This window comes from Rhodococcus sp. W8901, from assembly GCF_013348805.1.
GTDB lineage: Bacteria > Actinomycetota > Actinomycetes > Mycobacteriales > Mycobacteriaceae > Prescottella.
The window spans coordinates 4371125-4395344 of the sequence record NZ_CP054690.1 but is presented as its reverse complement, the minus strand read 5'-3'; the positions used below and the strand labels follow the sequence as shown (position 1 = coordinate 4395344).

12 protein-coding genes are annotated in these 24220 nt (G+C 67.8%); 6 read left to right on the top strand and 6 right to left on the bottom strand.

Features of this window, described 5'->3' with window-relative positions; genetic code table 11:
* Positions 1-6: 6 nt before the first annotated feature.
* Positions 7-15363, top strand: coding sequence for a non-ribosomal peptide synthetase (locus tag HUN07_RS20585; protein ID WP_174912355.1), 15357 nt, complete (start codon positions 7-9; stop codon positions 15361-15363).
* Positions 15364-15456: 93 nt separating this feature from the next.
* On the opposite strand, the gene HUN07_RS20580 is transcribed toward HUN07_RS20585, so the two are convergent.
* The 6 genes from HUN07_RS20580 to HUN07_RS20555 form a co-directional block, all read right to left on the bottom strand.
* Positions 15457-16422, bottom strand: coding sequence for an esterase/lipase family protein (locus tag HUN07_RS20580; protein ID WP_114718840.1), 966 nt, complete (start codon positions 16420-16422; stop codon positions 15457-15459).
* Positions 16423-16604: 182 nt separating this feature from the next.
* A complete protein-coding gene (locus tag HUN07_RS20575) occupies positions 16605-17492 on the bottom strand; it encodes an ABC transporter permease (protein WP_174912352.1) in 888 nt (295 codons plus the stop codon).
* Positions 17489-18352 (bottom strand): ABC transporter permease, encoded by an 864-nt coding sequence (locus tag HUN07_RS20570; RefSeq protein WP_174912350.1) that lies wholly within the window; start codon positions 18350-18352, stop codon positions 17489-17491. The genes HUN07_RS20575 and HUN07_RS20570 overlap by 4 nt, the downstream gene beginning before the upstream one ends.
* Positions 18349-19320, bottom strand: a complete 972-nt coding sequence (locus HUN07_RS20565) for an ATP-binding cassette domain-containing protein (RefSeq protein ID WP_174912347.1) — start codon at positions 19318-19320, stop codon at positions 18349-18351. The genes HUN07_RS20570 and HUN07_RS20565 overlap by 4 nt, the downstream gene beginning before the upstream one ends.
* Positions 19321-19515: 195 nt before the next feature.
* Positions 19516-20211: a GntR family transcriptional regulator gene (locus tag HUN07_RS20560; RefSeq protein ID WP_174912344.1), complete on the bottom strand. Its 696-nt coding sequence runs from the start codon at positions 20209-20211 to the stop codon at positions 19516-19518.
* 184 nt (positions 20212-20395) lie between these two features.
* Entirely contained in the window at positions 20396-20872 is a 477-nt protein-coding gene (locus HUN07_RS20555) for a hotdog fold domain-containing protein (protein ID WP_114718843.1), read from the bottom strand.
* Between the two features lie 510 nt (positions 20873-21382).
* On the opposite strand from HUN07_RS20555, the gene rpsJ reads away from it, so the two are divergent.
* The 5 genes from rpsJ to rplB are packed head-to-tail and all read left to right on the top strand — an operon-like array spanning position 21383 to position 24208.
* Positions 21383-21688 (top strand): 30S ribosomal protein S10, encoded by a 306-nt coding sequence (gene rpsJ / locus HUN07_RS20550; RefSeq protein ID WP_003938093.1) that lies wholly within the window; start codon positions 21383-21385, stop codon positions 21686-21688.
* Between the two features lie 28 nt (positions 21689-21716).
* A complete protein-coding gene (gene rplC, locus HUN07_RS20545; protein ID WP_114718844.1) occupies positions 21717-22370 on the top strand; it encodes a 50S ribosomal protein L3 in 654 nt (217 codons plus the stop codon).
* Positions 22367-23032: a 50S ribosomal protein L4 gene (gene rplD, locus HUN07_RS20540; RefSeq protein WP_174912341.1), complete on the top strand. Its 666-nt coding sequence runs from the start codon at positions 22367-22369 to the stop codon at positions 23030-23032. The genes rplC and rplD overlap by 4 nt, the downstream gene beginning before the upstream one ends.
* Positions 23029-23334, top strand: a complete 306-nt coding sequence (gene rplW / locus HUN07_RS20535) for a 50S ribosomal protein L23 (protein ID WP_005518367.1) — start codon at positions 23029-23031, stop codon at positions 23332-23334. The genes rplD and rplW overlap by 4 nt, the downstream gene beginning before the upstream one ends.
* 40 nt (positions 23335-23374) lie before the next feature.
* Positions 23375-24208, top strand: a complete 834-nt coding sequence (rplB, locus tag HUN07_RS20530) for a 50S ribosomal protein L2 (RefSeq protein WP_114718846.1) — start codon at positions 23375-23377, stop codon at positions 24206-24208.
* Positions 24209-24220: the final 12 nt, after the last annotated feature.

The window sequence follows — 24220 nt, the reverse complement described above, 5'->3', positions numbered from 1 at the left end:
GAACGCATGAGCGAGCAGGGTCGGGAGCTGCACGGGAATGACGGAGACGAGCGCAAGCGCACCAGGCGCCCGCGCCGGGAACGTCCGGCGCGCCGGAGCCGTCCCCGTTCGACGACGCTGCCGCAGCTGCTGGCGGCCGCTGTCGAGCGTGACCCGTCGGCCACCGCCCTCGTGTGCGGCGACCGCTCTCGCACCTACGAGGACCTCGACGCGTGGTCCTCGCGTCTCGCCCGGGTCCTGATCGAACGGGGCATCGGTCCCGGCGACTCGGTCGCGGTGGCCGTGCCGCGGTCCATCGAGTCGGTGTCGTGCGTGTGGGGTGTCGCGAAGTCGGGTGCGGCCTTCGTGCCCGTCGATCCGAACTATCCCGCCGACCGTGTCGAGCACATGGTGACCGACTCGGGCGTCGTGGTGGGACTGACGACAGCCGAGTCCCGCGATTCGCTCCCGGACTCCGTCGAATGGCTCGTCCTCGGCGACGACCTCGAACGTGTACTGGCCGAGCATTCCCCGGAGCCGATCTCCTTCGCCGACCGCAGCCGGGTGCTGGCGGACGCCGATCCGGCGTACGTGATCTACACATCCGGTTCGACCGGCCGCCCGAAGGGTGTCGTCGTCACACAGGCCGGCCTGGGCGACTTCTGCGCCGAACAGGTCCGTCGTTACAACCTCACCGCACAGGCCCGTACCCTGCACTTCGCGTCGCCCAGCTTCGACGCCTCGGTTCTCGAACTACTCCTGTCCGTGGGCGCCGGTTCGACGATGGTGATCGCACCCCCGACGGTGTACGGCGGTGACGATCTCGCCGAACTGATTGCGACGCAACGCGTCACGCATGGCTTCGTCACCCCCGCGGCGCTCGCGTCGGTGAACCCCGAGGGGCTGGATACCTTCCTCGACGTCGTCGTCGGAGGCGAGGCGTGCCCGCCCGATCTGGTGACGCGCTGGGCCACATCCGGCCGCAGGTTCTTCAACGGTTACGGCCCCACCGAGACCACGATCATGACCGCGATCTCGGATCCGCTCGTCCCCGGCGAACCGATCACGATCGGCGGTCCCACGCAGGGCATGTCGCTCGTGGTGCTCGACGACCGGCTGCGGCCCACCCCGGTGGGCGTCGCGGGTGAGCTCTACGTGCAGGGCCCGGGCGTCGCCCGCGGGTACCACGACCGGTTCGCGCTCACCGCGGAGCGATTCGTCGCGTGCCCGTTCGGTGAGCCCGGGACCCGGATGTACCGCACCGGCGACGTCGTCCGGTGGAACGCGAACCAGCAGATCGAGTACGTCGGCCGCTCCGACTTCCAGGTCAAGATCCGTGGCTTCCGCATCGAGCTGGGGGAGATCGACGCCGCGCTGGCCGAGCACGACGATGTGGACTTCGCCGCCACCGTGGCGCACGAAGCCACCACGGGCAGCAAGGTTCTCGTGTCCTACGTGCGTCCGGTCTCCGGCCGCCAGATCGACACCGCGGCGTTGCTCGAGTTCGTCGGACGTTCCCTGCCGCGGCACATGGTGCCGTCGACCGTCATGGTCCTCGATGACATCCCTCTCACGCCGGTGGGCAAGCTCGATCGGCAGGCGCTGCCGGCGCCGGTGTTCGAGGCGCGCGAGTTCCGGGCCCCGGTCACCCCGGCGGAGGAACTCGTCGCGTCGGTGTTCGCCGACGTCCTCGACGTCCCGCAGGTGGGGCTGGACGACGATTTCTTCGAACTCGGCGGGAACTCGCTGATCGCGACGCAGGTGGTGTCGAGGTTGGCTGCCGCGGTCGACGCGCAGATTCCGGTGCGTGCAGTGTTCGAGGCGTCCACCGTCGAGGCGCTCGCGGCCCAGGTAGCCGATGCCGTCGGCGGCGAGGCCCGCAAGGCTCTGGTCGCCGGTCCACGGCCGGAACGCATTCCGCTGTCCCTCGCGCAGCAGCGGATGTGGTTCCTGAACCGTTTCGAGCCCGACTCCACGGTCAACAACATTCCGGTCGCTATCCGACTGTCGGGCACCCTCGACGTGCCCGCGCTGCAGACCGCCGTGGCCGACGTCGTGGACCGCCACGAGTCGCTGCGCACGGTGTTCCCGGACTTCGACGGTGTCGGGCACCAGGTGGTCCGCGCATCGAGCGAGATCGGCGAACTGCTTCCCGTGGAGGCGGTGTCGGCCGAGTCGATCCTCGACCGCGTCGGTGCGCTGGTCGGCGCCGGCTTCGATCTGTCCCGTGACATCCCGGTGCGGGCGCAGCTGTTCGAGGTGTCGCAGAACGAGCACGTGCTGGTGTTCGTGGTGCATCACATTGCCGCCGACGGCTTCTCGATCGGACCGCTCACGCGCGACGTCATGCTCGCGTACGCGGCACGGTCGGCCGGTTCGGATCCGGCCTGGACTCCGCTCGAGGTGCAGTACCCCGACTTCACGTTGTGGCAGCGCGACGTCCTCGGCACGGACGACGATCCGGAATCGCTGCTGTCGCAGCAGGTCGACTACTGGCGGACGGCGCTCGCCGGGTTGCCCGACCAGTTGGATCTGCCGACGGACCGGCCGCGCCCCGCGGTGGCGTCCGACCACGGTGCCACCCACCGGTTCGAACTCGACGCGGATCTGTCCACGGCGATCGACGAACTGGCCCGGCAGCGTGGCGCCACCCCGTTCATGGTGGTGCACGCGGCCCTGTCGGTGCTGCTGGCACGGCTGAGCGGCACGACCGACATCGCGGTCGGCACGCCGGTCGCCGGACGCGGCGAGCAGGTGCTCGACGACGTGATCGGAATGTTCGTCAACACCCTGGTCCTGCGGGCCGAGGTCGACGGCGCGCAGTCGTTCGACCAGTTGCTCTCTCGCGTGCGCGGTACCGACCTCGCGGCGTTCGGCCACGCCGACGTGCCGTTCGAGCGGTTGGTCGAGGTGCTGAATCCGGAGCGATCGCAGGGCCGCCATCCGCTGTTCCAGGTGATGCTGACGTTCCAGAATCTCGGGCGTGCGGATCTCACCCTCGGTGACCTCGCGGTGTCGGAGGTCGAGTTCGACTCCGCCACAGCCAAGTTCGATCTTCAGGTGACGGTGCTCGAGGCGGGCGACGAGTCCGGATACTCCGTGGCCCTGACGTACGCGACCGATCTGTTCGACGACGCGACGATGACGTCGTTCGGGGACCGGTTCGTGCGGATACTCGAGTCGGTCGTGACGGATCCGGCAGCGGTCGTCGGCGACGTCGCATTGCTGGACGCATCCGAGCGCGATCAGGTACTCGGCACATGGAATGCCACCGATCACGAGGTGCCGCGGGCGACGCTGGTCGACCTGTTCGAGGCGCAGGTGGCGCGGACTCCGGATGCGACGGCGCTGGAGTTCGAGGGCGAGTCGCTGAGTTACGGGGAGTTCGCTGCGCGGGTGAATCGCACGGCGCGCCTGTTGATCTCGGAGGGTGTGGGTCCGGACTCGTTGGTGGGTCTGGGGATGCGGCGTTCGCTGGATCTGCTGGTGGGGATGTACGCGGTGCTGGCTGCCGGTGGCGGGTATGTGCCGGTGGACCCGGATCAGCCGGTCGAGCGAAACGCCTACATCCTGGGCACAGCGGACCCGGTGTTGGTGTTGTCGACGTCGCGGGACGGTTTCGAGGCGTCGGGGGAGGGGTCCGTCCGGATCCTGAATCTCGACGAGGCGGATGTATCCGGGTTCTCGGCTGCGGCGGTGACGGATGCGGATCGGGTTGCTGCCCTTCGTGTTTCGAACACCGCGTACGTGATCTTCACGTCGGGGTCGACGGGTCGGCCGAAGGGTGTGGCGGTCGAGCACGGCGCGATCGTGAATCGTCTGGTGTGGATGCAGGCCGAGTACGGGCTGACTGCGGGCGATGTGGTGTTGCAGAAGACGCCGTTCACGTTCGATGTGTCGGTGTGGGAGTTCTTCTGGCCGTTGCAGGTGGGTGCGCGTCTGGTGGTGGCGGCGCCGGATGGTCATCGGGATCCGGGTTATCTGGTGCGGGTGATGGGCGATCGTGGTGTGACGGTGGCGCATTTCGTGCCGTCGATGTTGTCGGTGTTCGTGGCGGAGTGGTCAGCGAGCGGTGATGCGGAATCGTCTGTGTCCCGGGCGGATTCGTTGCGTCTGGTGTTCGCGTCGGGTGAGGCGCTGCCGGCTCGGACGGCGGAGCGGTTCCGGGCGATTTCGTCGGCTTCGTTGCACAATCTGTACGGGCCGACCGAGGCCGCGGTGGATGTGACGTTCCACGAGGTGACGGTGGCGGACACTGCGGGTGTGCCGATCGGTGCGCCGGTGTGGAATACGCAGGTGTTCGTGCTCGATGCGCGGCTGCGTCCGGTGCCGGTGGGTGTGCCGGGTGAGCTGTATCTGGCGGGTGTGCAGTTGGCGCGTGGGTATGTCTCGCGCGCGGATCTGACGTCGGACCGGTTCGTGGCGAATCCGTTCGGTGACGGCGGCGAGCGGATGTATCGCACGGGCGATCTGGTGAAGTGGAATGCGTCGGGCGAGCTGGAGTACATCGGGCGTACGGACTTCCAGGTGAAGTTGCGTGGTCTGCGGATCGAGTTGGGGGAGATCGAGACCGCACTGCTGGCGCAGGAGTCGATCGCGCAGTCCGTGGTGTTGGTGAAGAACGATCAGCTCGTCGCCTATGTCGTCCCCACTGTGGGTGGCACGGTCGACACCGAGGTCGTGAAGGCCGCGCTTGCGACGTCGTTGGCGTCGTACATGGTGCCGGCGGTGTTCGTGGTGCTGGATGCGTTCCCGTTGAATGTGTCGGGCAAGCTGGATCGGAAGGCGTTGCCGGAGCCGAGTTTCGAGGCCACGGCGTTCCGTGCCCCGACGACGCCGGTCGAGGGGATCGTGGCCGGCGTGTTCGGCGAGGTTCTGGGGATCGAGCGGGTGGGTCTGGACGACGACTTCTTCGGTCTCGGTGGCAATTCGCTGCTGGGTACGCAGGTGGTGTCGCGGCTGGGTGTCGCGCTCGATGCGCAGGTGCCCGTGCGGACCCTGTTCGAGGCGTCGACGGTCGGTGCGCTTGCCGCGCACGTTGCCGCGCTGACGGGTTCGGGTTCACGCCGCCCGCTCACCGCCGGGCCCCGGCCGGACCGGATCCCGCTCTCGCTCGCGCAGCAGCGCATGTGGTTCCTGAACCGGCTCGATCCCGAGTCCGCCGTCAACAACATTCCGCTCGCGATCCGGCTGTCCGGCGAGCTGGACACCGAGGCCCTGCAGGCAGCGGTGCGGGACGTCCTGGCGCGGCACGAGTCGCTGCGCACGGTGTTCCCCGACACGGACGGGGTGGGCCACCAGTCGATCCTGTCCGCCGACGAGGTGGACTTCGGCCTCGGGATCGAACCGCTCACCGACGACGCACTCGTCGCGCGGATCGAGGATTGGGCACTGGCGGGCTTCGACCTGACCACCGAACTCCCGGTCCGTGCACGGGTTTTCGCCCTGTCGTCGACCGAGCACGTTCTTGTCCTGGTGCTGCACCACATCGCATCGGACGGCGTGTCGATGGGCCCGCTCACCCGGGACGTGATGACGGCCTACGCGGCGCGCGCGGCGGGGCAGGCACCGAGTTGGGCTCCGCTCGACGTGCAGTACGCCGACTACGCGCTGTGGCAGCGTGAGGTACTCGGCTCCGAGGACGATCCGGGCGCCGTGATCTCGCAGCAGGTCGAGTACTGGAAGACGGCCCTGGCCGGTCTGCCCGACCAGCTCGATCTGCCGTCGGACCGACCTCGACCCGCAGTGGCCTCCAACAGCGGTGCCACGCATCGGTTCTCGATCGGCGCCGAGCTGCAGGCCGGCATCGACAGCGTGGCCCGCGCGCACGGTGCGACCCCGTTCATGGTGGTCCACGCCGCGCTCGCGGTGCTGCTGTCCCGGCTCGGCGGCACCTCCGACATTGCCGTCGGCACGCCGGTCGCGGGCCGCGGCGAGGCGGCCCTGGACGACCTCATCGGCATGTTCGTCAACACGCTGGTCCTACGCACCGAGGTCGACGGGGGACAGTCGTTCGCCGACCTCCTCGCGCAGGTCCGATCCGCCGATCTGGCAGCGTTCGAGCGCGCCGATGTGCCGTTCGAGCGGCTCGTGGAGATCCTCGACCCGGAGCGGTCTCAGGCACGTCACCCGCTGTTCCAGGTGGCACTGGCCTTCCAGAGCGGGGTGGCCCGGCAGTCCCTCGAACTGCCCGGACTGACGGTCTCCGGTGTCGACTTCGACATCGCCCTCGCGAAGTTCGACCTGCAGGTGACGGTCGCCGACCTGTCCGTCGAGATGACCTATGCGACAGACCTGTTCGACGAGCCGACCATTCAGGCCGTCGGCAGGCGTTTCCGCGCGGTGCTCGAATCGGTGGTCGCGGATCCGTCGGCCGCAGTGGGCGACGCGATCCTGCTCGACGCGTCGGAACTCGACACCCTGACCCGCGTCGCGGGACCGGACGTGGCCTGCCGCGAGACGTTGACCGAGATCCTCGGGCGCCACGTGGACACGAACCCGGCGGCACCCGCACTGAGTTGCGGTGACACGACGCTCACCTATCGCGACCTCGACGAGCGGTCGAGCGCGCTGGCCCGTGAACTGATCGCCCGCGGGCTCGGTCCGGAGAGCGTCGTCGCGCTGTCGTTCCCGCGTTCGTGGGAGATGGTGCTGTGCGTGTGGGCCGTCGCGAAGACCGGCGCCGCCTTCGTCCCGGTGGACCCGACGTACCCCGACGATCGCATCGAGCACATGGTCACCGACTCCGCTGCCGCACTGGGTATCGCGGCGGCGGACGCAATCGACGACCTGCCCGAGGCCGTCTCGTGGTGGTCGCTGGGTGAGCTCGAGCGCGCGGCGGCCGACGCCGGCCGCGCGGTGACGCCCGTCGGCGACACCGACCGGACGAGTCCGCTGCGCCTGGACCACACCGCGTACGTGATCTACACGTCCGGATCGACGGGCAAACCGAAGGGCGTCGTCGTGACGCACCGCGGGCTGTCCGGCCTGGTGGATCAGTCCGTCGAGCTGTACGACGTGGATGCCTCCGATCGCGTGCTGCACATCTGCTCGCCCAGCTTCGATCCGTCGGTGTTCGAATGGGCGCTGGCCGCTGCTGCCGGCGCGGAGCTGGTGGTGGTTCCGCCGTCGATACTCGGCGGCGAGGAACTGCACGCGCTCCTGGCGCAGCGCCGTGTGACCGTCTCGATCATCACCCCGGCCGTGCTCGGATCGATGGACCCCGCGGGTCTCGACGACCTGCGCCTGCTGTCGGTCGGCGGTGACGCGTCGACCACGGAACTGGTGGGACGCTGGGCGCCGGATCGGCAGTTCTTCAACGCATACGGGCCCACCGAGACGACGATCGTGTCGACCCGTGGCGAGCTGTTCGCGGGCAAGCCGATCACGGTCGGCGGACCGGTACCCGGGGTCGGGGCGCTGATCCTCGACACCCGACTGCGGCCCGTCCCGGTGGGTGTCGCGGGTGAGCTCTATCTGTCGGGCGGTGCTCTCGCGCGCGGCTACCACGGCCGTCCGGCGCTCACGGCGGACCGCTTCGTCGCGAACCCGTTCGGGGAGGCCGGTGAGCGGATGTACCGCACCGGCGACGTCGTGCGGTGGACCGCATCGGCGAGCGGAGCGACGGGGGGTGTCTCGGCGAGCGGAGCGACGGGGGATTCCACCGACCTGTCGATCGAGTACGTCGGCCGGTCCGACTTCCAGGTCAAGGTACGCGGGTTCCGCATCGAACTCGGCGAGATCGACTCGGCGCTCACCGACTGCCCGGGCGTGTCGTTCGCGACCACCGTCGGGCATCGGATGCCTTCCGGGCAGACGGCGCTCGTGTCCTACGTCCTCGCAGATGACGGTGTCGACACCGACACGATGACGCGGCACGTGGAATCGCTGTTGCCGTCGTACATGGTCCCGGCGTCCATCGTCATCCTCGACGAGGTTCCGTTGACCGCGGTGGGCAAGTTGGACCGGCAGGCGCTGCCGGAACCGGTCTTCGAGGCCAAGGTATTCCGCGCGCCGGTGACCCGTGCGCAGGTGCTCGTCGCGGAGGCCTTCGCCGACGTCCTCGGCGTCCATCCGGTCGGGCTCGACGACGACTTCTTCGACCTCGGCGGCAACTCGCTCGTCGCCACGCAGTTGGTGTCACGCCTCGGTGCGGTGCTCGAGACCCGAGTACCGGTGCGGGAACTGTTCGAGGCCTCGACGGTGGAGACCCTCGCCGCCCGACTGGGTTCGCAGTCCGGCGGCGGCCGCAAGGCTCTCTCGCCGCAGCCTCGGCCCGACCGCATCCCGCTCTCCCTCGCGCAGCGGCGTATGTGGTTCCTCAACCGGCTCGAGCCCGGATCGGCGGCCGACAACATCCCCATGGCGGTCCGCCTGTCCGGCAACCTGAACGTCGATGCGCTGCGTTCGGCGGTCGTGGACGTGGTGAGCCGGCACGAATCGCTGCGTACCCGGTACCCGGAGGAGGCCGGCGTCGGCTATCAGGTGGTGCTCCCGGTCGAGGAGGCGCTGTCGGGGTGGGACTTCGGTCCCGAGCGGGTCACCGCCGACGACGTGCGTGACCGCGTGGTCGCGATCGCATCGACCAGTTTCGATGTCACCGCCGAGGTGCCCCTGCGCATCCGGCTGTTCGAGTTGTCTCCGTCCGAGTACGTGCTCGTCGTCGTGGTGCACCACATCTCTGCCGACGGCGTCTCGATGGGTCCGCTGATCCGCGACGTGATGACGGCCTACACCGCGCGGTCGGCGGCGACGGCTCCGACCTGGGCGCCGCTGGACATTCAGTACGCGGACTACGCTCTGTGGCAGCATGATTCGCTCGGTGACGAGGACGACCCGACGTCCGTCATCGCCCAGCAGATCGCATTCTGGCGCGGTCGCCTCGCCGGCATTCCCGATCAGCTCGATCTCCCGACGGATCATCCGCGGCCCGCGCAGCAGACGTATGCCGGCGCGACGGTCGGCGCCGAGGTCGACGCACAGACCCACCGCGGCCTCGTCGAGCTCGGGCGGGCACACAACGCCAGCTCGTTCATGGTCATGCATGCCGCGCTCGCGGTGCTCCTCGCACGACTGTCGCGGTCGCAGGACATCGTGGTCGGCACCCCGATCGCAGGCCGCGGCGATGCCGCTCTCGACGATCTCATCGGCATGTTCGTCAACACGCTGGCACTGCGGGTCCAGGTGGATCCCGCGGAGACCTTCGTGGATCTGTTGGCGCGGGTGCGCGGCTCGGATCTGGACGCATACGCTCACGACGACCTGCCGTTCGAGCGGCTGGTGGAGGTCCTCAACCCGGTCCGGTCCACGGCCAGGCATCCGCTGTTCCAGGTCGGATTCTCGTTCCAGAACATGCGGATCGGGTCGCTCGCCCTGCCCGATCTCGAGATCGCGCCGCTCGAGATCGACTCCGATCTCGCAAAGTTCGACCTGCACGTGACCATCGTCGACAGCACCGACGAGGACGGGAACCCGGCGGACTTCACCGTCCAGTTCACGTACGCGACCGATCTGTTCACCGAGACCACCGCCCGGCGGTTCGCGCAAATGTATGCGCGCATCCTTCGGGCCGTGGTCACGAATTCGTCGGCGCCGGTCGGTGACCTCGAAATGATCGACACCGACGAGCGTGAGCAGGTGCTCGGACGGTGGAACACGACGCAGCGTCCTGTCGGTGCGGACCTCACGTTGGTCGATCTCTTCGACACGCAGGTCGCCGATGCTCCGGACGCGCCGGCGATCGTGGCTGCGGCCGAACGACTCTCGTACGCGGAGTTCGACGCACGGGTGAACCGCCTGGCCCGCCGTCTCATCGAGATGGGCGTCGGACCGGAATCTCGTGTCGCGCTGGCGATGCGGCGGTCGGTGGAGCTGCTCGTCGGCATGTACGCCGTCGCGAAGGCCGGTGGCGCGTACGTACCGATCGATCCGGATCATCCCGCGGACCGCACGGCCTACATTCTCGACACGGCGCAGCCCGCCTGCGTGCTGTCCACCACCCGCGAGGGTGTCGAGGTCGCCACGCATATTCCGGTGCTGCACGTCGACACGTTCGACGGCGCAGAGTTCGACGCAGGCCCGATCGTCGGTGACGAGCGCACGTCGCCTCTGCGACCGACCAACACCGCGTACGTGATCTTCACGTCCGGTTCGACGGGACGGCCGAAGGGCGTCGCCGTCAGCCACGCCGCGATCGTCAACCAGCTCGAATGGAAGCGTGCCGAGTACGGTCTCGACTCGTCGGACGCCGCGCTGCTCAAGACCGCGGCCACGTTCGACCTGTCGGTGTGGGAGTTCTGGTCCGCGCTGACGTCCGGCGGACGGCTCGTCGTCGCCACGGCAGACGGCCACCGCGATCCCGGCTATCTCAACGCGCTGATGCGCAGCGAGTCCGTCACCACGCTGCACGTCGTGCCGTCGATGTTGCAGGCGCTGCTCGTCGAACCCGGGGACCGGCTTCCCGAGTCGCTGCGCCGGGTCCTCGCGATCGGTGAGGTGCTACCTGCCGACACCGCGGCGCGCTTCGCATCCGCGGGAACCGCAGACCTGTTCAACCTCTACGGTCCCACCGAGGCCGCGGTGTCGGTCACGGCGCAGCGCGTCGAGGACACCGACGGATCCGCGGTGCCCATCGGCGGCCCGGAATGGAACACGCGCCTGCTCGTCCTCGACGATCGGCTCCGCCCCGTCCCGGTCGGTGTGCCCGGCGAGCTGTACCTCGCCGGTGTGCAATTGGCCCGAGGCTACTTCGGCCGTCCGGCGCTGACGGCCGACCGTTTCGTCGCCGACCCGTACGGGCCGGCGGGGGAGCGGATGTACCGCACCGGCGACGTCGTCGCGTGGCGCACCGACGGCGCGCTCGACTACGTGGGACGAGCCGACTTCCAGGTCAAGGTGCGCGGCTTCCGCATCGAGCTGGGTGAGATCGAGGCCGCGCTGCGGTCGTCGGACCGCGTGAAGGACGCGGCGGTCACGGTGTGGGCCGACGCCCGGGTGGGTGACCGGCTCGTGGCCTACGTGGTCCCGACGGACTTCGCGACCTTGGATGCTGCTGTGCTCGAATCGGAACTGTCGCAGTCACTCCCGTCGTACATGGTGCCCTCCGCCTTCGTCGGACTCGAGGCGCTGCCGCTCAACCTCAACGGCAAGATCGACCGCAAGGCGCTGCCGGCACCGGTTCTCGAGGCCCGGCAGTTCCGGGCACCGGTCACCCCGATCGAACAGACCGTGGCGATCGTGCTGTCCGAGGTCCTCGGTGTCGACCGCGTCGGTCTCGACGACGACTTCTTCGAACTGGGCGGCAACTCGCTGATCGCAACCCAGGTGGTGTCCCGGCTGGGCTCCGCCCTCGACACCCGGGTGCCCGTGCGCGTGATGTTCGAGGCGTCGACCGTCGAGCGCCTCGCGGCGGCGGTGGGTTCGCTGACCCAGGATCGAACCCGTCGGCCGCTCACGGCTTCCCCGCGGCCGGGGCGGATTCCGCTGTCACTGGCGCAGCAGCGGATGTGGTTCCTGAACCAGTTCGATCCGGCATCCGCCGTCAACAACATTCCGGTCGCGGTGCGGCTGTCGGGTTCGTTGGACCTGCCGGCGCTGCAGCATGCGGTGCGGGACGTCGTCGCCCGGCACGAGGCGCTGCGAACCGTGTTCCCCGGGCAGGACGGTGTTGCCTACCAGCAGGTCCTGTCCCCGTCGCAGGTGGATCTCGACCTCGCGCCCGTTGCGATCGAGGTCGCGCAGGTCCTGGCCGCCGTGACCGAACTGGTGTCCACCGGCTTCGACGTGACGAGCGAGGTCCCGCTGCGGGTTCGCCTGTTCGCGCTGTCCCCGGTCGACCACGTGCTCGTGTTCGTCATCCATCACATCAGCGCGGACGGCTGGTCACTCGGACCCCTCACCCGAGATGTGGTGTCCGCGTACCTCGCCCGCTCTACGGGTGACGTACCGGCGTGGGCGCCGCTCGAGGTTCAGTACGCGGACTACGCGCTGTGGCAGCGTGAGGTCCTCGGTTCCGAGGACGACCCGGAGTCGATCATCTCGCGTCAGGTCGACTACTGGGAGACGGCGCTGTCGGGTCTGCCCGAGCAGTTGGATCTGCCGACGGATCGTCCACGTCCAGCGGTGGCGTCCGGTGCGGGTCGCTTGCACCGCTTCGAGATCGGTGCCGGTCTGCATCGCGGGGTGACCGAGTTGGCACGGCGCTGCGGCACGACGCCGTTCATGGTGGTGCACGCCGCGTTGTCGGTGTTGCTGGCTCGACTGAGCGGCACCTCCGACATCGCGATCGGCACGCCGGTCGCCGGTCGTGGTGAGCGGGCGCTGGACGACCTGGTGGGCATGTTCGTCAACACGCTCGTGCTCCGGACCGAGGTCGACGGCGGCCGGTCGTTCGCTGATCTGCTGGCATCGGTGCGGGAGAACGACCTGGCGGCATTCGGGAACGCCGATGTGCCGTTCGAGCGGCTCGTCGAGGTGTTGAACCCCGAGCGGTCGCAGCGGCGCCACCCGCTGTTCCAGGTGATGCTCGCGTTCCAGAACATGTCGCGTGCGCAGATCAGTACCGGCGAGCTGTCGATCGCGGAGCTTCCGTTCGACGCCGTTTCCGCGAAGTTCGACCTGTCGGTGACGCTCAGCGAAACGGCTCCGGGCCAGGCTGATTCGGCGTTGTCGGTGGAGCTGAGCTATGCGACGGACCTGTTCGACGAGCCGACCATGGTCCGGTTCGGGGAAAGGTTCGTGCGGGTACTCGAGTCGGTGACGGCAGACCCGTCGCTGCCGGTCGGTGAGATCGAACTGCTCGACGGTGCCGAGCGGGATCGGGTGCTCGTCGAATGGAATTCCACCGATCACCCGGTGCCGGACGCCACGCTGCTCGAGTTGTTCGACGCGCAGGTCGCATCGACGCCGGACGCGGTGGCCGTGGTGTGCGCGGGCGAGTCGCTGTCGTACGGCGAGTTCGCGGCCCGGGTGCATCGCCTGGCGCGGTTGTTGATTGCGCAGGGTGTGGGCCCGGACGTTCTCGTCGGCCTCGGTATGCGTCGTTCACTGGATCTGCTGGTCGGCATGTACGCGGTGCTCGCCGCGGGTGGTGGATATGTGCCGGTGGATCCGGACCAGCCCGCCGATCGCAACGACTACGTTCTCCGGCTGGCCGAACCCGCGTTGGTGCTGACCACGTCTCGTGACGGTTTCGCGACCACTCTGGCGAACGTCACGGACCTGAGCACACTGGACCTGTCGACGTTCTCGGACGCGCCGGTCACCGATACCGATCGGATCGCTCCGCTGCGTTCGGAGAACGTGGCGTATGTGATCTTCACGTCGGGTTCGACGGGTCGGCCGAAGGGCGTGGCGGTCTCGCACGGCTCGGTCGTCAACCAGTTGCGGTGGATGCAGTCCGAGTACGAGTTGAGCTCGTCGGATCGGGTGCTGCTGAAGACGCCCGCGACGTTCGATGCGTCGGTGTGGGAGTTGTTCTGGCCGTTGCAGGTCGGAGCGCAGCTGATCGTCGCCGCACCGGATGGCCATCGTGATCCGGTGTACCTGGCGACGACGATCGCAGAGCAGTCGGTGACGGTGGTGCAGTTCGTGCCGTCGATGCTGGCGGTGGTCGCCGACGAACTCGACGGCCGGCCCGTCGCGTTGACCCGGGTGTTCTGTGGTGGCGAGGCGCTCACCGCCGGCACTGTGGAGCGGCTCCGTCGCGTCAGTGGTGCTGCGGTGCACAACCTGTACGGCCCGACCGAGGTGACGGTGCAGGCGGCGCGTCACGCCGTGACCACGGACGACGTGGCGGGTGTGCCGATCGGTGCGCCGGTGTGGAACACACGGGCCTACGTGTTGGATTCGCGTCTGAAACCGGTTTCCGCCGGCGTCGCAGGCGAGCTGTACCTGGCGGGTGCTCAGGTGGCGCGCGGCTACTTCGGCCGCGGTGACCTCACCGCGGAGCGATTCGTGGCGAACCCGTTCGGGGACAACGGTGCACGGATGTATCGCACGGGCGACCTCGTGAAGTGGAATGCCTCGGGCGAGCTCGAGTACCTGGGCCGCACCGACTTCCAGGTGAAACTGCGCGGTCTGCGGATCGAGCTCGGCGAGATCGAGGCGGCGCTTCTCGACCGGCAGGCCATCGCACAGGCTGTGGTCCTGGTGAAGAGCGAGCAACTCGTCGCCTACGTGGTCCCGGCGGTCGACGCGGTGGTCGACACCGATGCGGTGAGATCCGAGCTGTCGACGTCGCTGGCGTCGTACATGGTGCCGGCAGCGTTCGTGGTCCTCGACGAGTTCCCGCTGGGTGCGTCGGGCAAGCTCGATCGCCTGGCCCTGCCGGAACCGACCTTCGAGGCCACGGTGTTCCGGGCACCGGCCACGCCGGTGGAGGAGATCGTCGCGGGTGTGTTCGCCGACGTCCTCCGTGTGGAGCAGGTGGGTCTGGACGACGACTTCTTCGCCCTCGGCGGCAACTCGCTGATCGCGGTGAGGATGATCGCCAGGCTTCGGAAGGCGTTCGACGCGCAACCCCAGTTGCACTGGCTGTTCGAGGATTCCACCGTGGGGGCACTCGCCGACCGGATCGAGTCCACCTACTCGACGCCGGACACCGAGCGCGGGCTCGGCGTCGTTCTCCCGCTGCGGTCGCGTGGAGACGAGAGCCCGCTCTTCTGCGTCCATCCGGTGACGGGACTGTCGTGGGGCTTCGCCGGCCTCGCCGCGAACGTCGATTCGGATCGTCCGATCTACGGGCTGCAGTCACCTGCGCTCGGCGACGGAGGTGAGCTTCCCGCGTCGATCGAGGACTGGGCGGCGCTGTACATCGACCAGATTCGCCGGATCCAGCCGAACGGTCCGTACCACTTGTTGGGATGGTCGATGGGCGGCGCGATCGCGCATGCGATGGCGGTGCAACTGGCCGCTGTCGGCGAGGAGGTTCGCACGCTCGTGATGCTGGACAGCCACGTCGCGGACGAGACGGCTGCATCCGTCGCCGGGCCCGCGCCGTCGCTCGCCGACATGCTCGGCGGTCTCGTCGCGGAGACGGGGGAGACCCGGTCCCTGGACGATCTCGATCAGGAGACCGCGGTGGAGATGCTGCGCGAGATGCTCGCCCCGATCGGTGACTTCACCGCCGAGCAGATGGACCGCATCGTCTCCGGTGTGGTCCACGCCTCCGCGGTGGCCGCGTCCTACCGGCCGACCGCCCGGTTCGACGGGAGCCTGCTCTACTTCAGCGCGGATCTCGACGGTTCCCGCGGCGCCGATGCGTGGCGCGAGGTCGTCGAGGGTGAGGTGGAGGTGGTGGCGGTTCCGGTCACCCACTGGGACATGACGACCCCCGAGGCGATCGACGTGATCGGCCCGATCCTGAACCGACGCCTGCAGTCCTGACGCGGGCCGACGCACAGGGCCCCTCCCCGGACCTCGCGGCCGGGAAGGGCCCTTACTTCTCGGCACTGCTCGATGTGGCGGGGGAAGGCCTTGTCAGCAGGGCGCCGCGCTGCGCGCCCCGTAGGTCGGGTCGAGGGCGCTCTGCACCCGGAAGACCGAGCGGGGGTCGTTCAGTAGGCCCACATGCGAGACTGCCGCGCCCGGGCAGGTGTCCTGGATCCACTCGTTGCGCACCGAGGTTCCCGGATCCGCTGCGAGGAAAGCCCCCTCGGGGGGAGTGACGATGTCGTCGCTGCGGGAGGCGATCACCGTGTAGTCGATACCGGGGAAGCTCTCACGACCGGTGTTGAGCTGGGTCAGGAAATCGGATCCGATCAGCTGCTGGTACGACGCCAGGCCGAATGCGAACTCGACGATCTTCTGATTGGTCGGTTCGTCGGTGATCCGGAGCGACGTGAACACCGAGTAGAGGTCCTGCATCCCGTTGAACGTGGTGCCGTGATTGGTCGGGCCGAGCATCACGAGGTGGCGCACCGTGTTGCGCGACGGATCGACCTGGTCGGCCCCGCCCTCGAAACGCAGGTACTGGCGCGCCATGGTTCCGCCCTGGGAGTGGCCGACGATGTCGACCTGGGCCGATCCGGTGCGAGCACGGACCGTGTCCACGAACGATGCGAGTTCGCGGGCGGAACCGCGGATGTCGCCGGTGCCCCACGAATGCGCCGCGGCGCCGTAGTTCAGTGCGTAGACGCAGTAGCCCGCGTTCCGCAGCGCGGGCGAGATCACATTCCAGCTCTGCAGCATGCTCATGCCGGTGCCGTGCACCAGGACCACCGGCCGGGGGTGTTGCGTGCTCGGGCGGCACGACCAGTCGTTGGCGCCCTCCGGCGCGGCGTCGGGTGGTGTCAGCGAGCGCGCGGCGGGGGCCGCCGACGGTAGGACGAGGCTGCCCGGAGCAGGCTCGGCGGTCGCGGCGGCCGGGTGAAGCCCCATTGCGCCGAGAAAGACCGCTGCCGTGGTGGCGAGGACTCTCGCCACCGAGCGTTGCCGAAGGGCCATTCTTGTGCTCCTGTAAACCTGCGGACGGGCAGTGATTCGCTGAATTGATATCAGACGAAAAGGGCATTCACCCCGGTATTCGGATGAACAATCGGGGGTGTTCCGGAGGCGCCGGGACAGAACCGATTCAGCGGCTCGTCTTCGGCTCGTCTTCGGCCCGATCTTCGGGCCCGTCTTCGACGTCAGCCGGTGGCAGCAGCGCGCCGGTAGCCGCGGATCGCCGGGTAGATGAACACGGCCATCATCCCGAACGACCATGCCAGCGTCTGCAACACCGGTTCGAGGATGGGGCCGCCGACCGCGAGACCACGCATGGCGTCGATCGCACACGACATCGGCTGGGCCGCGACCACGGGCTGAAGCCATGTCGGATAGGCCATCACCGGGACGAACCCGGAGTTGAAGAACATCAGCAGTGTGCAGGCGATCGACACCAACTCGACGAGGGGGGCGTCGCCGGCCACCGTGGCCAACGCGGTGACCATCATTGCGAAGCCCATGCCGAAGATCACCGGGATCACCAGCAGCAGGATGCTCGGGAGGAAGCCCTGCGTCATCCGGAACCCGAGGGCGAACCCGACTGCCAGGATGACGACGGTCGTCACCAGAACACGGACGGCCTCCGCCATCATGCGGCCGACGAGGCCGGCGGCGCGGTGGATCGGCAGCGTCCAGAACCGCGACAGCAGACCCGATTTTCGTTCGCCACGCAGACCCACGGCGCTCACGATCGAGCCGAACATCGCGCCGACGAGGATGATCATCGGAACCTGCCCGTAGATGGCGGGCATGCCCGTCGCGGCCGTCACGGTGTTGCCGATGACGACTCGGAACATGATCAGTGTCAGAGCCGGATACAGCAGCGCCTGGATCATCGTGGAGGGGTCGCGTGCCCACCGCGTCAGCAGTCGCTTGCACTGGATCAGACTGTGCGTCCACAACGCCTGCATCGAATTCTCGCCCCACACGTTCACGGGGAGCGGGAAGTCGAAGCCGCCTTCGTCGACCCTGCGTTCGGACGAGACCAGGGCGGACCGGGCTGGCCGGGTGGACTGGGAGTGCTCGCTCATTGGCGCCTCATACTTGCCCACCAGGCCAGCGGTGCGAACACCGCGGCCAATCCGACGCACCATGCGGTTGCGGGGAACAACGTCGATGCCGACAGCCCGCCCTCGGCCATGTCGCGCATGGCGTAGGAGAACTGGGAGATCGGTTGATTTCGGACGAACGGCCGGATCCACTCGGGGAACCCGGACTCCGGCACGAAACCACACGACAGCATGCCCAGGATCAGCTGCGGAAGGGCGAGTGCCTGCGCGGTCGCCTCGGGAGACTTCGAGAGCGTGCCGATCGCGTCGGCCCCGAGTGACAGGGCGAGGCTGATGGCGAGGGCCATCACGCAGAAGAGACCTGCCGGGGCGAATCCCGCACTGAACCGGAACCCGATCGCATAGCCGTATGCGAGTGCCGCCGCGAGCGCGATCGTCGACCTGACCAGCGCACTGGTCATGCGGGACAGCAAGGGAACAGGACCCGACACCGGCATCGTCTTGAGCCTGGTCGTCAAACCGTGCAGCGCCTCGACCGACGCCAGCTGCGACGCCGAGATCGCGGTGAAGGCCATCGCCTGCAACACGATGATCGGCATCAGGAACTGCGCGTAGTCGATGCCCTGCAGTTTCATGACGAACCGCAGAGGCAGATAGAAACCGATGGTGAAGATCAGCGGTGCAACGATGGCGACCGCGAGTTCACCCGTCTTCACCATTGTCTTGAGGGTGCGGCCGGTCAGCACCATCCACTGCTGGAATGCGTTGGGGTCCGGACGTCGGTGCGAGCCGATCCTCTTCGCGGGCACACTCAGCGCGGCCTGTTTCGACGCCGCGGACACCGAGAGACTATTCGCGGCGCTCTTCGCCGAGGTTGTCATGGCTGCTTCTCCGGTGCGGAGTGACCGGTCAACGACAGGAAGACGTCGTCGAGGGAGGGGCGACGCAACGCGATGTCGGCCAGTTCGATTCCCGCGGCGTCGAGTCGCCGCAGCGCCTCTGACAGCGTGCCGGCCCCGTCGGGCGCCGGAATCGCAACCCGTTCGCTCCCCTCGGAGATCTCGGCCCGGATCTCGATCGGAACGAGGTTGCCGAGCGCGTGCACGGCCCATGGCAGTTGCTGCGGATCGAGCGGGACGATCTCGCAGTAGCTGCCGCCGGTCCGCGCCTTCAGTTGGTCGGCGGTGCCCTCCGCGATCACGGTGCCGCGATCGATGACGATGATGTTGTCGCTGAGCAGGTCGGCCTCCTCGAGATACTGCGTGGTCAGCAATACCGTGATGCCCTGCGCCTTGAGCGAGCTGACGAGCGACCACACGCCTTGTCGACTGCGCGGGTCGAGCCCGGTGGTCGGCTCGTCGAGGAACACCACCTCGGGGCGGACCACCAGACCGCAGGCGATGTCGATACGGCGTCGCATGCCGCCCGAGTAGTGCCGCACGGCGCGCTTACCGGCATCGAGGAGATCGAACTCGGTGAGCAGGGCCTGGGCGCGCTGCCGGGCCGACGCGCGGTCGAGCCCCATCAGCCGGCCGAACAGTTCGATGTTCTCGCGGCCCGACAACGTTTCGTCGAGCGCGGCGTACTGGCCGGTCATCATGATCGAGCGCCGGACGTCGGCGGCGTGACTGACCACGTCGTGACCGGCGACCATCGCGCGGCCGCTGTCGGGTCGGATGAGTGTGGACAGCACCTTGACCGTCGTGGTCTTCCCGGCGCCGTTGGGCCCGAGAATGCCCAGGACAGTCCCGCGCTCGGCCTGGAAACTGACGCCCCGCAAGGCCTTCACATCGCCGAAGGATTTGTGGACATCGTCGACCAGCACCGCTGTGTCCTGGAATATGGGCATCGACACTCCGCTGTTTCACCTGGGTTCGGATGGGTGACCACTCTCAGGGCCCACGCGTCCATCCGTCGACGTGTAATCCCTCCGCTCCCGCCAAATGTTACCCGGCGATGTGACGCGGGTCGTTCTGTGAGGTTTGCCCCGACCGCCGTCCCGCCGCGCGCGATCCGGCGATGTCCGGGTCGGTCGTTTGTTTGGTCAGTCCCAGATTCCGACGGTCTCCAGGTGTCGCACCAGGCGTTTTGCACCATCCTCGAAGTGGGCGCGGGTCTCGGTCGACACGGCCACGGTGTCACGCGCGGCGAGGGCCGACAGCAGACGTGTGTGACTCGCCACCGCTTCGTGGCCCCAGTCCAGGTCCGATGAATAGAAGTGCACCGGGGTGTAGCGCGTCGCATTGAGGAGGAACCACGACAACTTCCGTGCTCCCGCGAGTCGATTGAGAATTCGGTGGAAGCCGAACTCGAGCTCCTCGATGCGGTCGGCATCACCGAGCTCGACGGCACGTCGCAACTGCTCGTTCATCGCCCCGAGTTCCGCGAGGGCGTCGTCGTCGACCAGTGTGGTGGCCCGAATCGCCAGTTCTTCGGCGATCCGCCCCTGCAGCCAGAAGAGGTCGTTGACGTCGTCGCGACTGAGTGGGGCGACGACGTACCCGCGGTGGGGGACCAGTTCCACGAGGCCCTCGCCGCGCAGCGTGAGCAGCGCTTCGCGAACCGGGGTGACACTGACTCCCAGCTCGGCGGCGGTCTCGTCCAGACGGATGTAGTCCCCGGGCCGCACGCCGCCCGACATGATCAGGTTTCGCACGTGCACCGCGACATCCTCGGAGAGCTGCGGACGGCGACGCAACGCGCGGGCAGAACTGGGGCGAGAGGCGGCGGACGGGGTCATGAGCACTCCTTCACGGGACAGGAATCCCGCTGTCGTCTGCAGCCACCACATCGGGTTCGCGATCCGAACCGGCCGCTGTGACGCATGCAACAACTGATCCGGCCGAATATATCGGGTGGCCCACCTCGGCCGGCATCTCCGACCGCCCCGTCTCGCCCAGGCTGTCGCGCTCAGCCTGTCGCGCTCAGGCAGGGGTCACCCACACGGTGATGTCGGCGTGGACGACCTCGACACCGCCCCGGTCGGTGATCGTGATCGGGATCGCCAGTTCGGCGCCGCTGGTGATCGTCGGGAAGTCCGGTATTTCGGGCAGCATCGCGGTCGCGCGAAGCCGTGACTGCGCCTTCGCGAGGTATCGGACGTTCATCGCTTTGGGGATCCAGCGATGCGTGGTCGGCACGGTCGCCTCGGCCAGCATCCCCATCGCGGCCTCTGCGAGATTGCAGGCGGCGATCGCGTGGAAGGTCTTGATGTGGTTGTGGACTCCCCACCATTTGGGGGCGGAGATCACGCACAGTCCGGGCGCCAACTGCTCCACACTCGGCAGCACGGTCGCGAAGTAGGGGACACGGGCGCACATGCCGATCGAGAACAGTGCGCGGCCGAATCGGTTGGCGGGCAGTCGTTGCCAGCTGCGGTAGGTGGCGGTCGCGGGCGTCATGCAACGCAACCTTACTTGTCGGTAAGATGCTGGACGGCGATTCGGGTGGGCGATATAGGCTGACCTCGGGCTTGTCGGTGAGCGTGGCTGGGGGTGCGATTTGAACTCTCGGGTCCGCTACGGCATACTGATCGGGTTGCCTTGACTGAGACGTGATCCGTCGCGACTCGAGTCGGGCGGGATGAACGTCGAAGATCGTGTCGAAAGACCTGGTCACGGCGAATGCAAGACGGAAGCAGTACCCAGCTTTGCACCCATTACGGGTGCATCCGGTTCGAGTTTCCGAGGCTCCTGGAGAGAGATTTCCGGGGCCCGGGAATGAGTGGCAGGGCGACACGCCCGACCGCGTGGACCGGAGAACCATGACAGATGAACAGCGGCAGCGGATCGAGTGATGTCTCGATCGCCATTCCAATGTTCGTGTCGTGTTTCAGTCCGGGGACTGTGCAGACGAGGTAGTCCCCGGCTCGTTCGGGTTCTACGAAACGCGGCAAGAAAAGGACACTAAGCGTGGCGGGACAGAAGATCCGCATCAGGCTCAAGGCCTATGACCATGAGGCGATCGACGCGTCAGCGCGCAAGATCGTCGAGACGGTGACCCGTACCGGGGCCCGCGTGGTCGGCCCGGTGCCGTTGCCTACCGAGAAGAACGTGTACTGCGTCATCCGCTCGCCGCACAAGTACAAGGACTCGCGCGAGCACTTCGAGATGCGTACTCACAAGCGGCTGATCGACATCCTCGACCCGACGCCGAAGACGGTCGACGCGCTCATGCGCATCGACCTTCCGGCCAGCGTCGACGTGAACATCCAGTGAGCTTGGGAAGACGCAGCGGAGATATCAAATGACTAATCAGATCAAGGGAATCCTGGGCACCAAGCTCGGCATGACCCAGGTCTTCGACGAGAACAACCGGGTCGTCCCGGTCACCGTCGTCAAGGCCGGACCGAACGTGGTTACCCAGATCCGGACCGAAGAGCGTGACGGCTACAGCGCTGTGCAGCTGGCCTTCGGCGCCATCGACCCGCGCAAGGTGAACAAGCCGGTCTCCGGCCAGTTCGCCAAGGCCGGCGTCACCCCGCGCCGCCACATCGTCGAGCTCCGCGTTGCCGACGCCTCCGAGTACGAGGTCGGCCAGGAGCTCACGGCTGAGGTCTTCGAGGACGGCGCATACGTCGACGTCACCGGCACCAGCAAGGGCAAGGGCTTCGCCGGCACCATGAAGCGTCACGGCTTCGCCGGTCAGGGTGCTTCCCACGGTGCGCAGGCCGTTCACCGTCGCCCGGGTTCCATCGGTGGCTGTGCCACCCCCGGTCGCGTGTTCAAGGGCATGCGCATGTCGGGCCGCATGGGCTCCGACCGCATCACGACGCAGAACCTCTCGGTCCACAAGGTGGATGCCGAGAACGGTCTGCTGCTGATCAAGGGTGCGATCCCCGGCCGCAAGGGTGGCCTCGTGATCGTCAAGACCGCAGTGAAGGGTGGTGCGTCGGCATGACCGAGACCGCAACCAAGCTGACCCTGGACGTCAAGGCTGCCGGTGGCAAGACCAACGGCACTGTCGATCTCCCCTCGGAGATCTTCGACGCGACCGCGAACATCGCTCTGATGCATCAGGTCGTTGTCGCGCAGCTCGCCGCCGCACGTCAGGGCACCCACTCCACCAAGACCCGCGGCGAGGTCCGCGGTGGTGGCAAGAAGCCGTACCGACAGAAGGGCACCGGCCGCGCACGTCAGGGCTCGACCCGTGCGCCGCAGTTCGCCGGCGGTGGCATCGTCCACGGCCCGCAGCCGCGTGACTACAGCCAGCGCACCCCCAAGAAGATGAAGGCTGCCGCTCTCCGTGGCGCCCTCTCCGATCGGGCCCGCAGCGAGCGCATCCACGTCATCACCGAGCTGGTCGCCGGGCAGGTCCCGTCCACCAAGTCGGCGAAGTCGTTCCTGGGTGAGATCTCGGATCGCAAGAAGCTTCTGCTGGTCGTCGGGCGCGAGGACATCGCAGCCTGGAAGAGCGTGCAGAACCTGGAAGGCGTGCACCCCATCGCACCCGACCAGCTCAACACCTACGACGTGCTCAACAGCGATGACGTCGTGTTCAGCCTCGAGGCTCTGAACACCTTCATCGCGGGCCCGGCCAAGAACGAGGAGGAGAGCAAGTGACCACCATCGCCGACCCCCGCGACATCTTGCTGGCCCCGGTCATCTCCGAGAAGTCCTACGGACTGATCGAGGAAGGCACCTACACCTTCCTGGTGCACCCGGACTCGAACAAGACGCAGATCAAGATCGCCGTCGAGAAGGTCTTCGGCGTCACGGTGACCAGCGTCAACACCGCCAACCGTCAGGGCAAGCGCAAGCGGACCCGTTTCGGTTACGGCAAGCGCAAGGACACCAAGCGTGCGCTCGTGACCCTCTCGGCCGACAGCAAGCCCATCGAGATCTTCGGAGGCCCGGTCGCGTAAGCGGGCGGGACTTGACGAGATATAGAGGACGAGAAGACTCATGGCAATCCGTAAGTACAAGCCGACTACCCCGGGCCGCCGCGGCTCGAGCGTCTCGGACTTCGCCGAGATCACTCGGTCGACGCCCGAGAAGTCGCTGGTTCGCCCGCTGCACGGTCGCGGTGGTCGTAACGCCCACGGTCGCATCACCACCCGTCACAAGGGTGGCGGTCACAAGCGCGCCTACCGGTTGATCGACTTCCGTCGCAACGACAAGGACGGCGTGCCGGCCAAGGTCGCTCACATCGAGTACGACCCCAACCGCACCGCTCGCATCGCGCTGCTGCACTACGCGGACGGCGAGAAGCGCTACATCATCGCCCCCAAGGGCCTGGTGCAGGGCGCCCCGATCGAGTCCGGCGCTACCGCCGACATCAAGCCGGGCAACAACCTGCCGCTGCGCAACATCCCCACCGGTACCACCATCCACGCAGTCGAGTTGCGTCCGGGTGGCGGCGCCAAGATGGCCCGTTCCGCCGGCGCCAGCATCCAGCTGCTGGGCAAGGAAGGCACCTACGCCACGCTGCGTATGCCGTCCGGTGAAATCCGTCGCGTCGACGTGCGCTGCCGCGCAACCGTCGGCGAGGTCGGCAACGCCGAGCAGTCGAACATCAACTGGGGCAAGGCCGGCCGCATGCGCTGGAAGGGCAAGCGCCCGACCGTCCGTGGTGTGGTCATGAACCCGGTCGACCACCCGCACGGTGGTGGTGAGGGTAAGACCTCCGGTGGTCGCCACCCGGTCAGCCCCTGGGGCAAGCCCGAGGGCCGCACCCGCAAGAACAAGGCGAGCGACAAGCTCATCGTCCGTCGTCGCCGTACCGGCAAGAAGCGCTAGTCAAGGAGGGAG

Excerpts from the sequence above, each read along its gene's own strand:
- HUN07_RS20585 (WP_174912355.1), top strand. The coding sequence starts at position 7 with ATGAGCGAGCAGGGTCGGGAGCTGCACGGGAATGACGGAGACGAGCGC.
- HUN07_RS20580 (WP_114718840.1), bottom strand. The coding sequence starts at position 16,422 with ATGGCCCTTCGGCAACGCTCGGTGGCGAGAGTCCTCGCCACCACGGCA.
- HUN07_RS20575 (WP_174912352.1), bottom strand. The coding sequence starts at position 17,492 with ATGAGCGAGCACTCCCAGTCCACCCGGCCAGCCCGGTCCGCCCTGGTC.
- HUN07_RS20570 (WP_174912350.1), bottom strand. The coding sequence starts at position 18,352 with ATGACAACCTCGGCGAAGAGCGCCGCGAATAGTCTCTCGGTGTCCGCG.
- HUN07_RS20565 (WP_174912347.1), bottom strand. The coding sequence starts at position 19,320 with ATGCCCATATTCCAGGACACAGCGGTGCTGGTCGACGATGTCCACAAA.
- HUN07_RS20560 (WP_174912344.1), bottom strand. The coding sequence starts at position 20,211 with ATGACCCCGTCCGCCGCCTCTCGCCCCAGTTCTGCCCGCGCGTTGCGT.
- HUN07_RS20555 (WP_114718843.1), bottom strand. The coding sequence starts at position 20,872 with ATGACGCCCGCGACCGCCACCTACCGCAGCTGGCAACGACTGCCCGCC.
- rplC (WP_114718844.1), top strand. The coding sequence starts at position 21,717 with ATGACTAATCAGATCAAGGGAATCCTGGGCACCAAGCTCGGCATGACC.
- rplD (WP_174912341.1), top strand. The coding sequence starts at position 22,367 with ATGACCGAGACCGCAACCAAGCTGACCCTGGACGTCAAGGCTGCCGGT.
- rplB (WP_114718846.1), top strand. The coding sequence starts at position 23,375 with ATGGCAATCCGTAAGTACAAGCCGACTACCCCGGGCCGCCGCGGCTCG.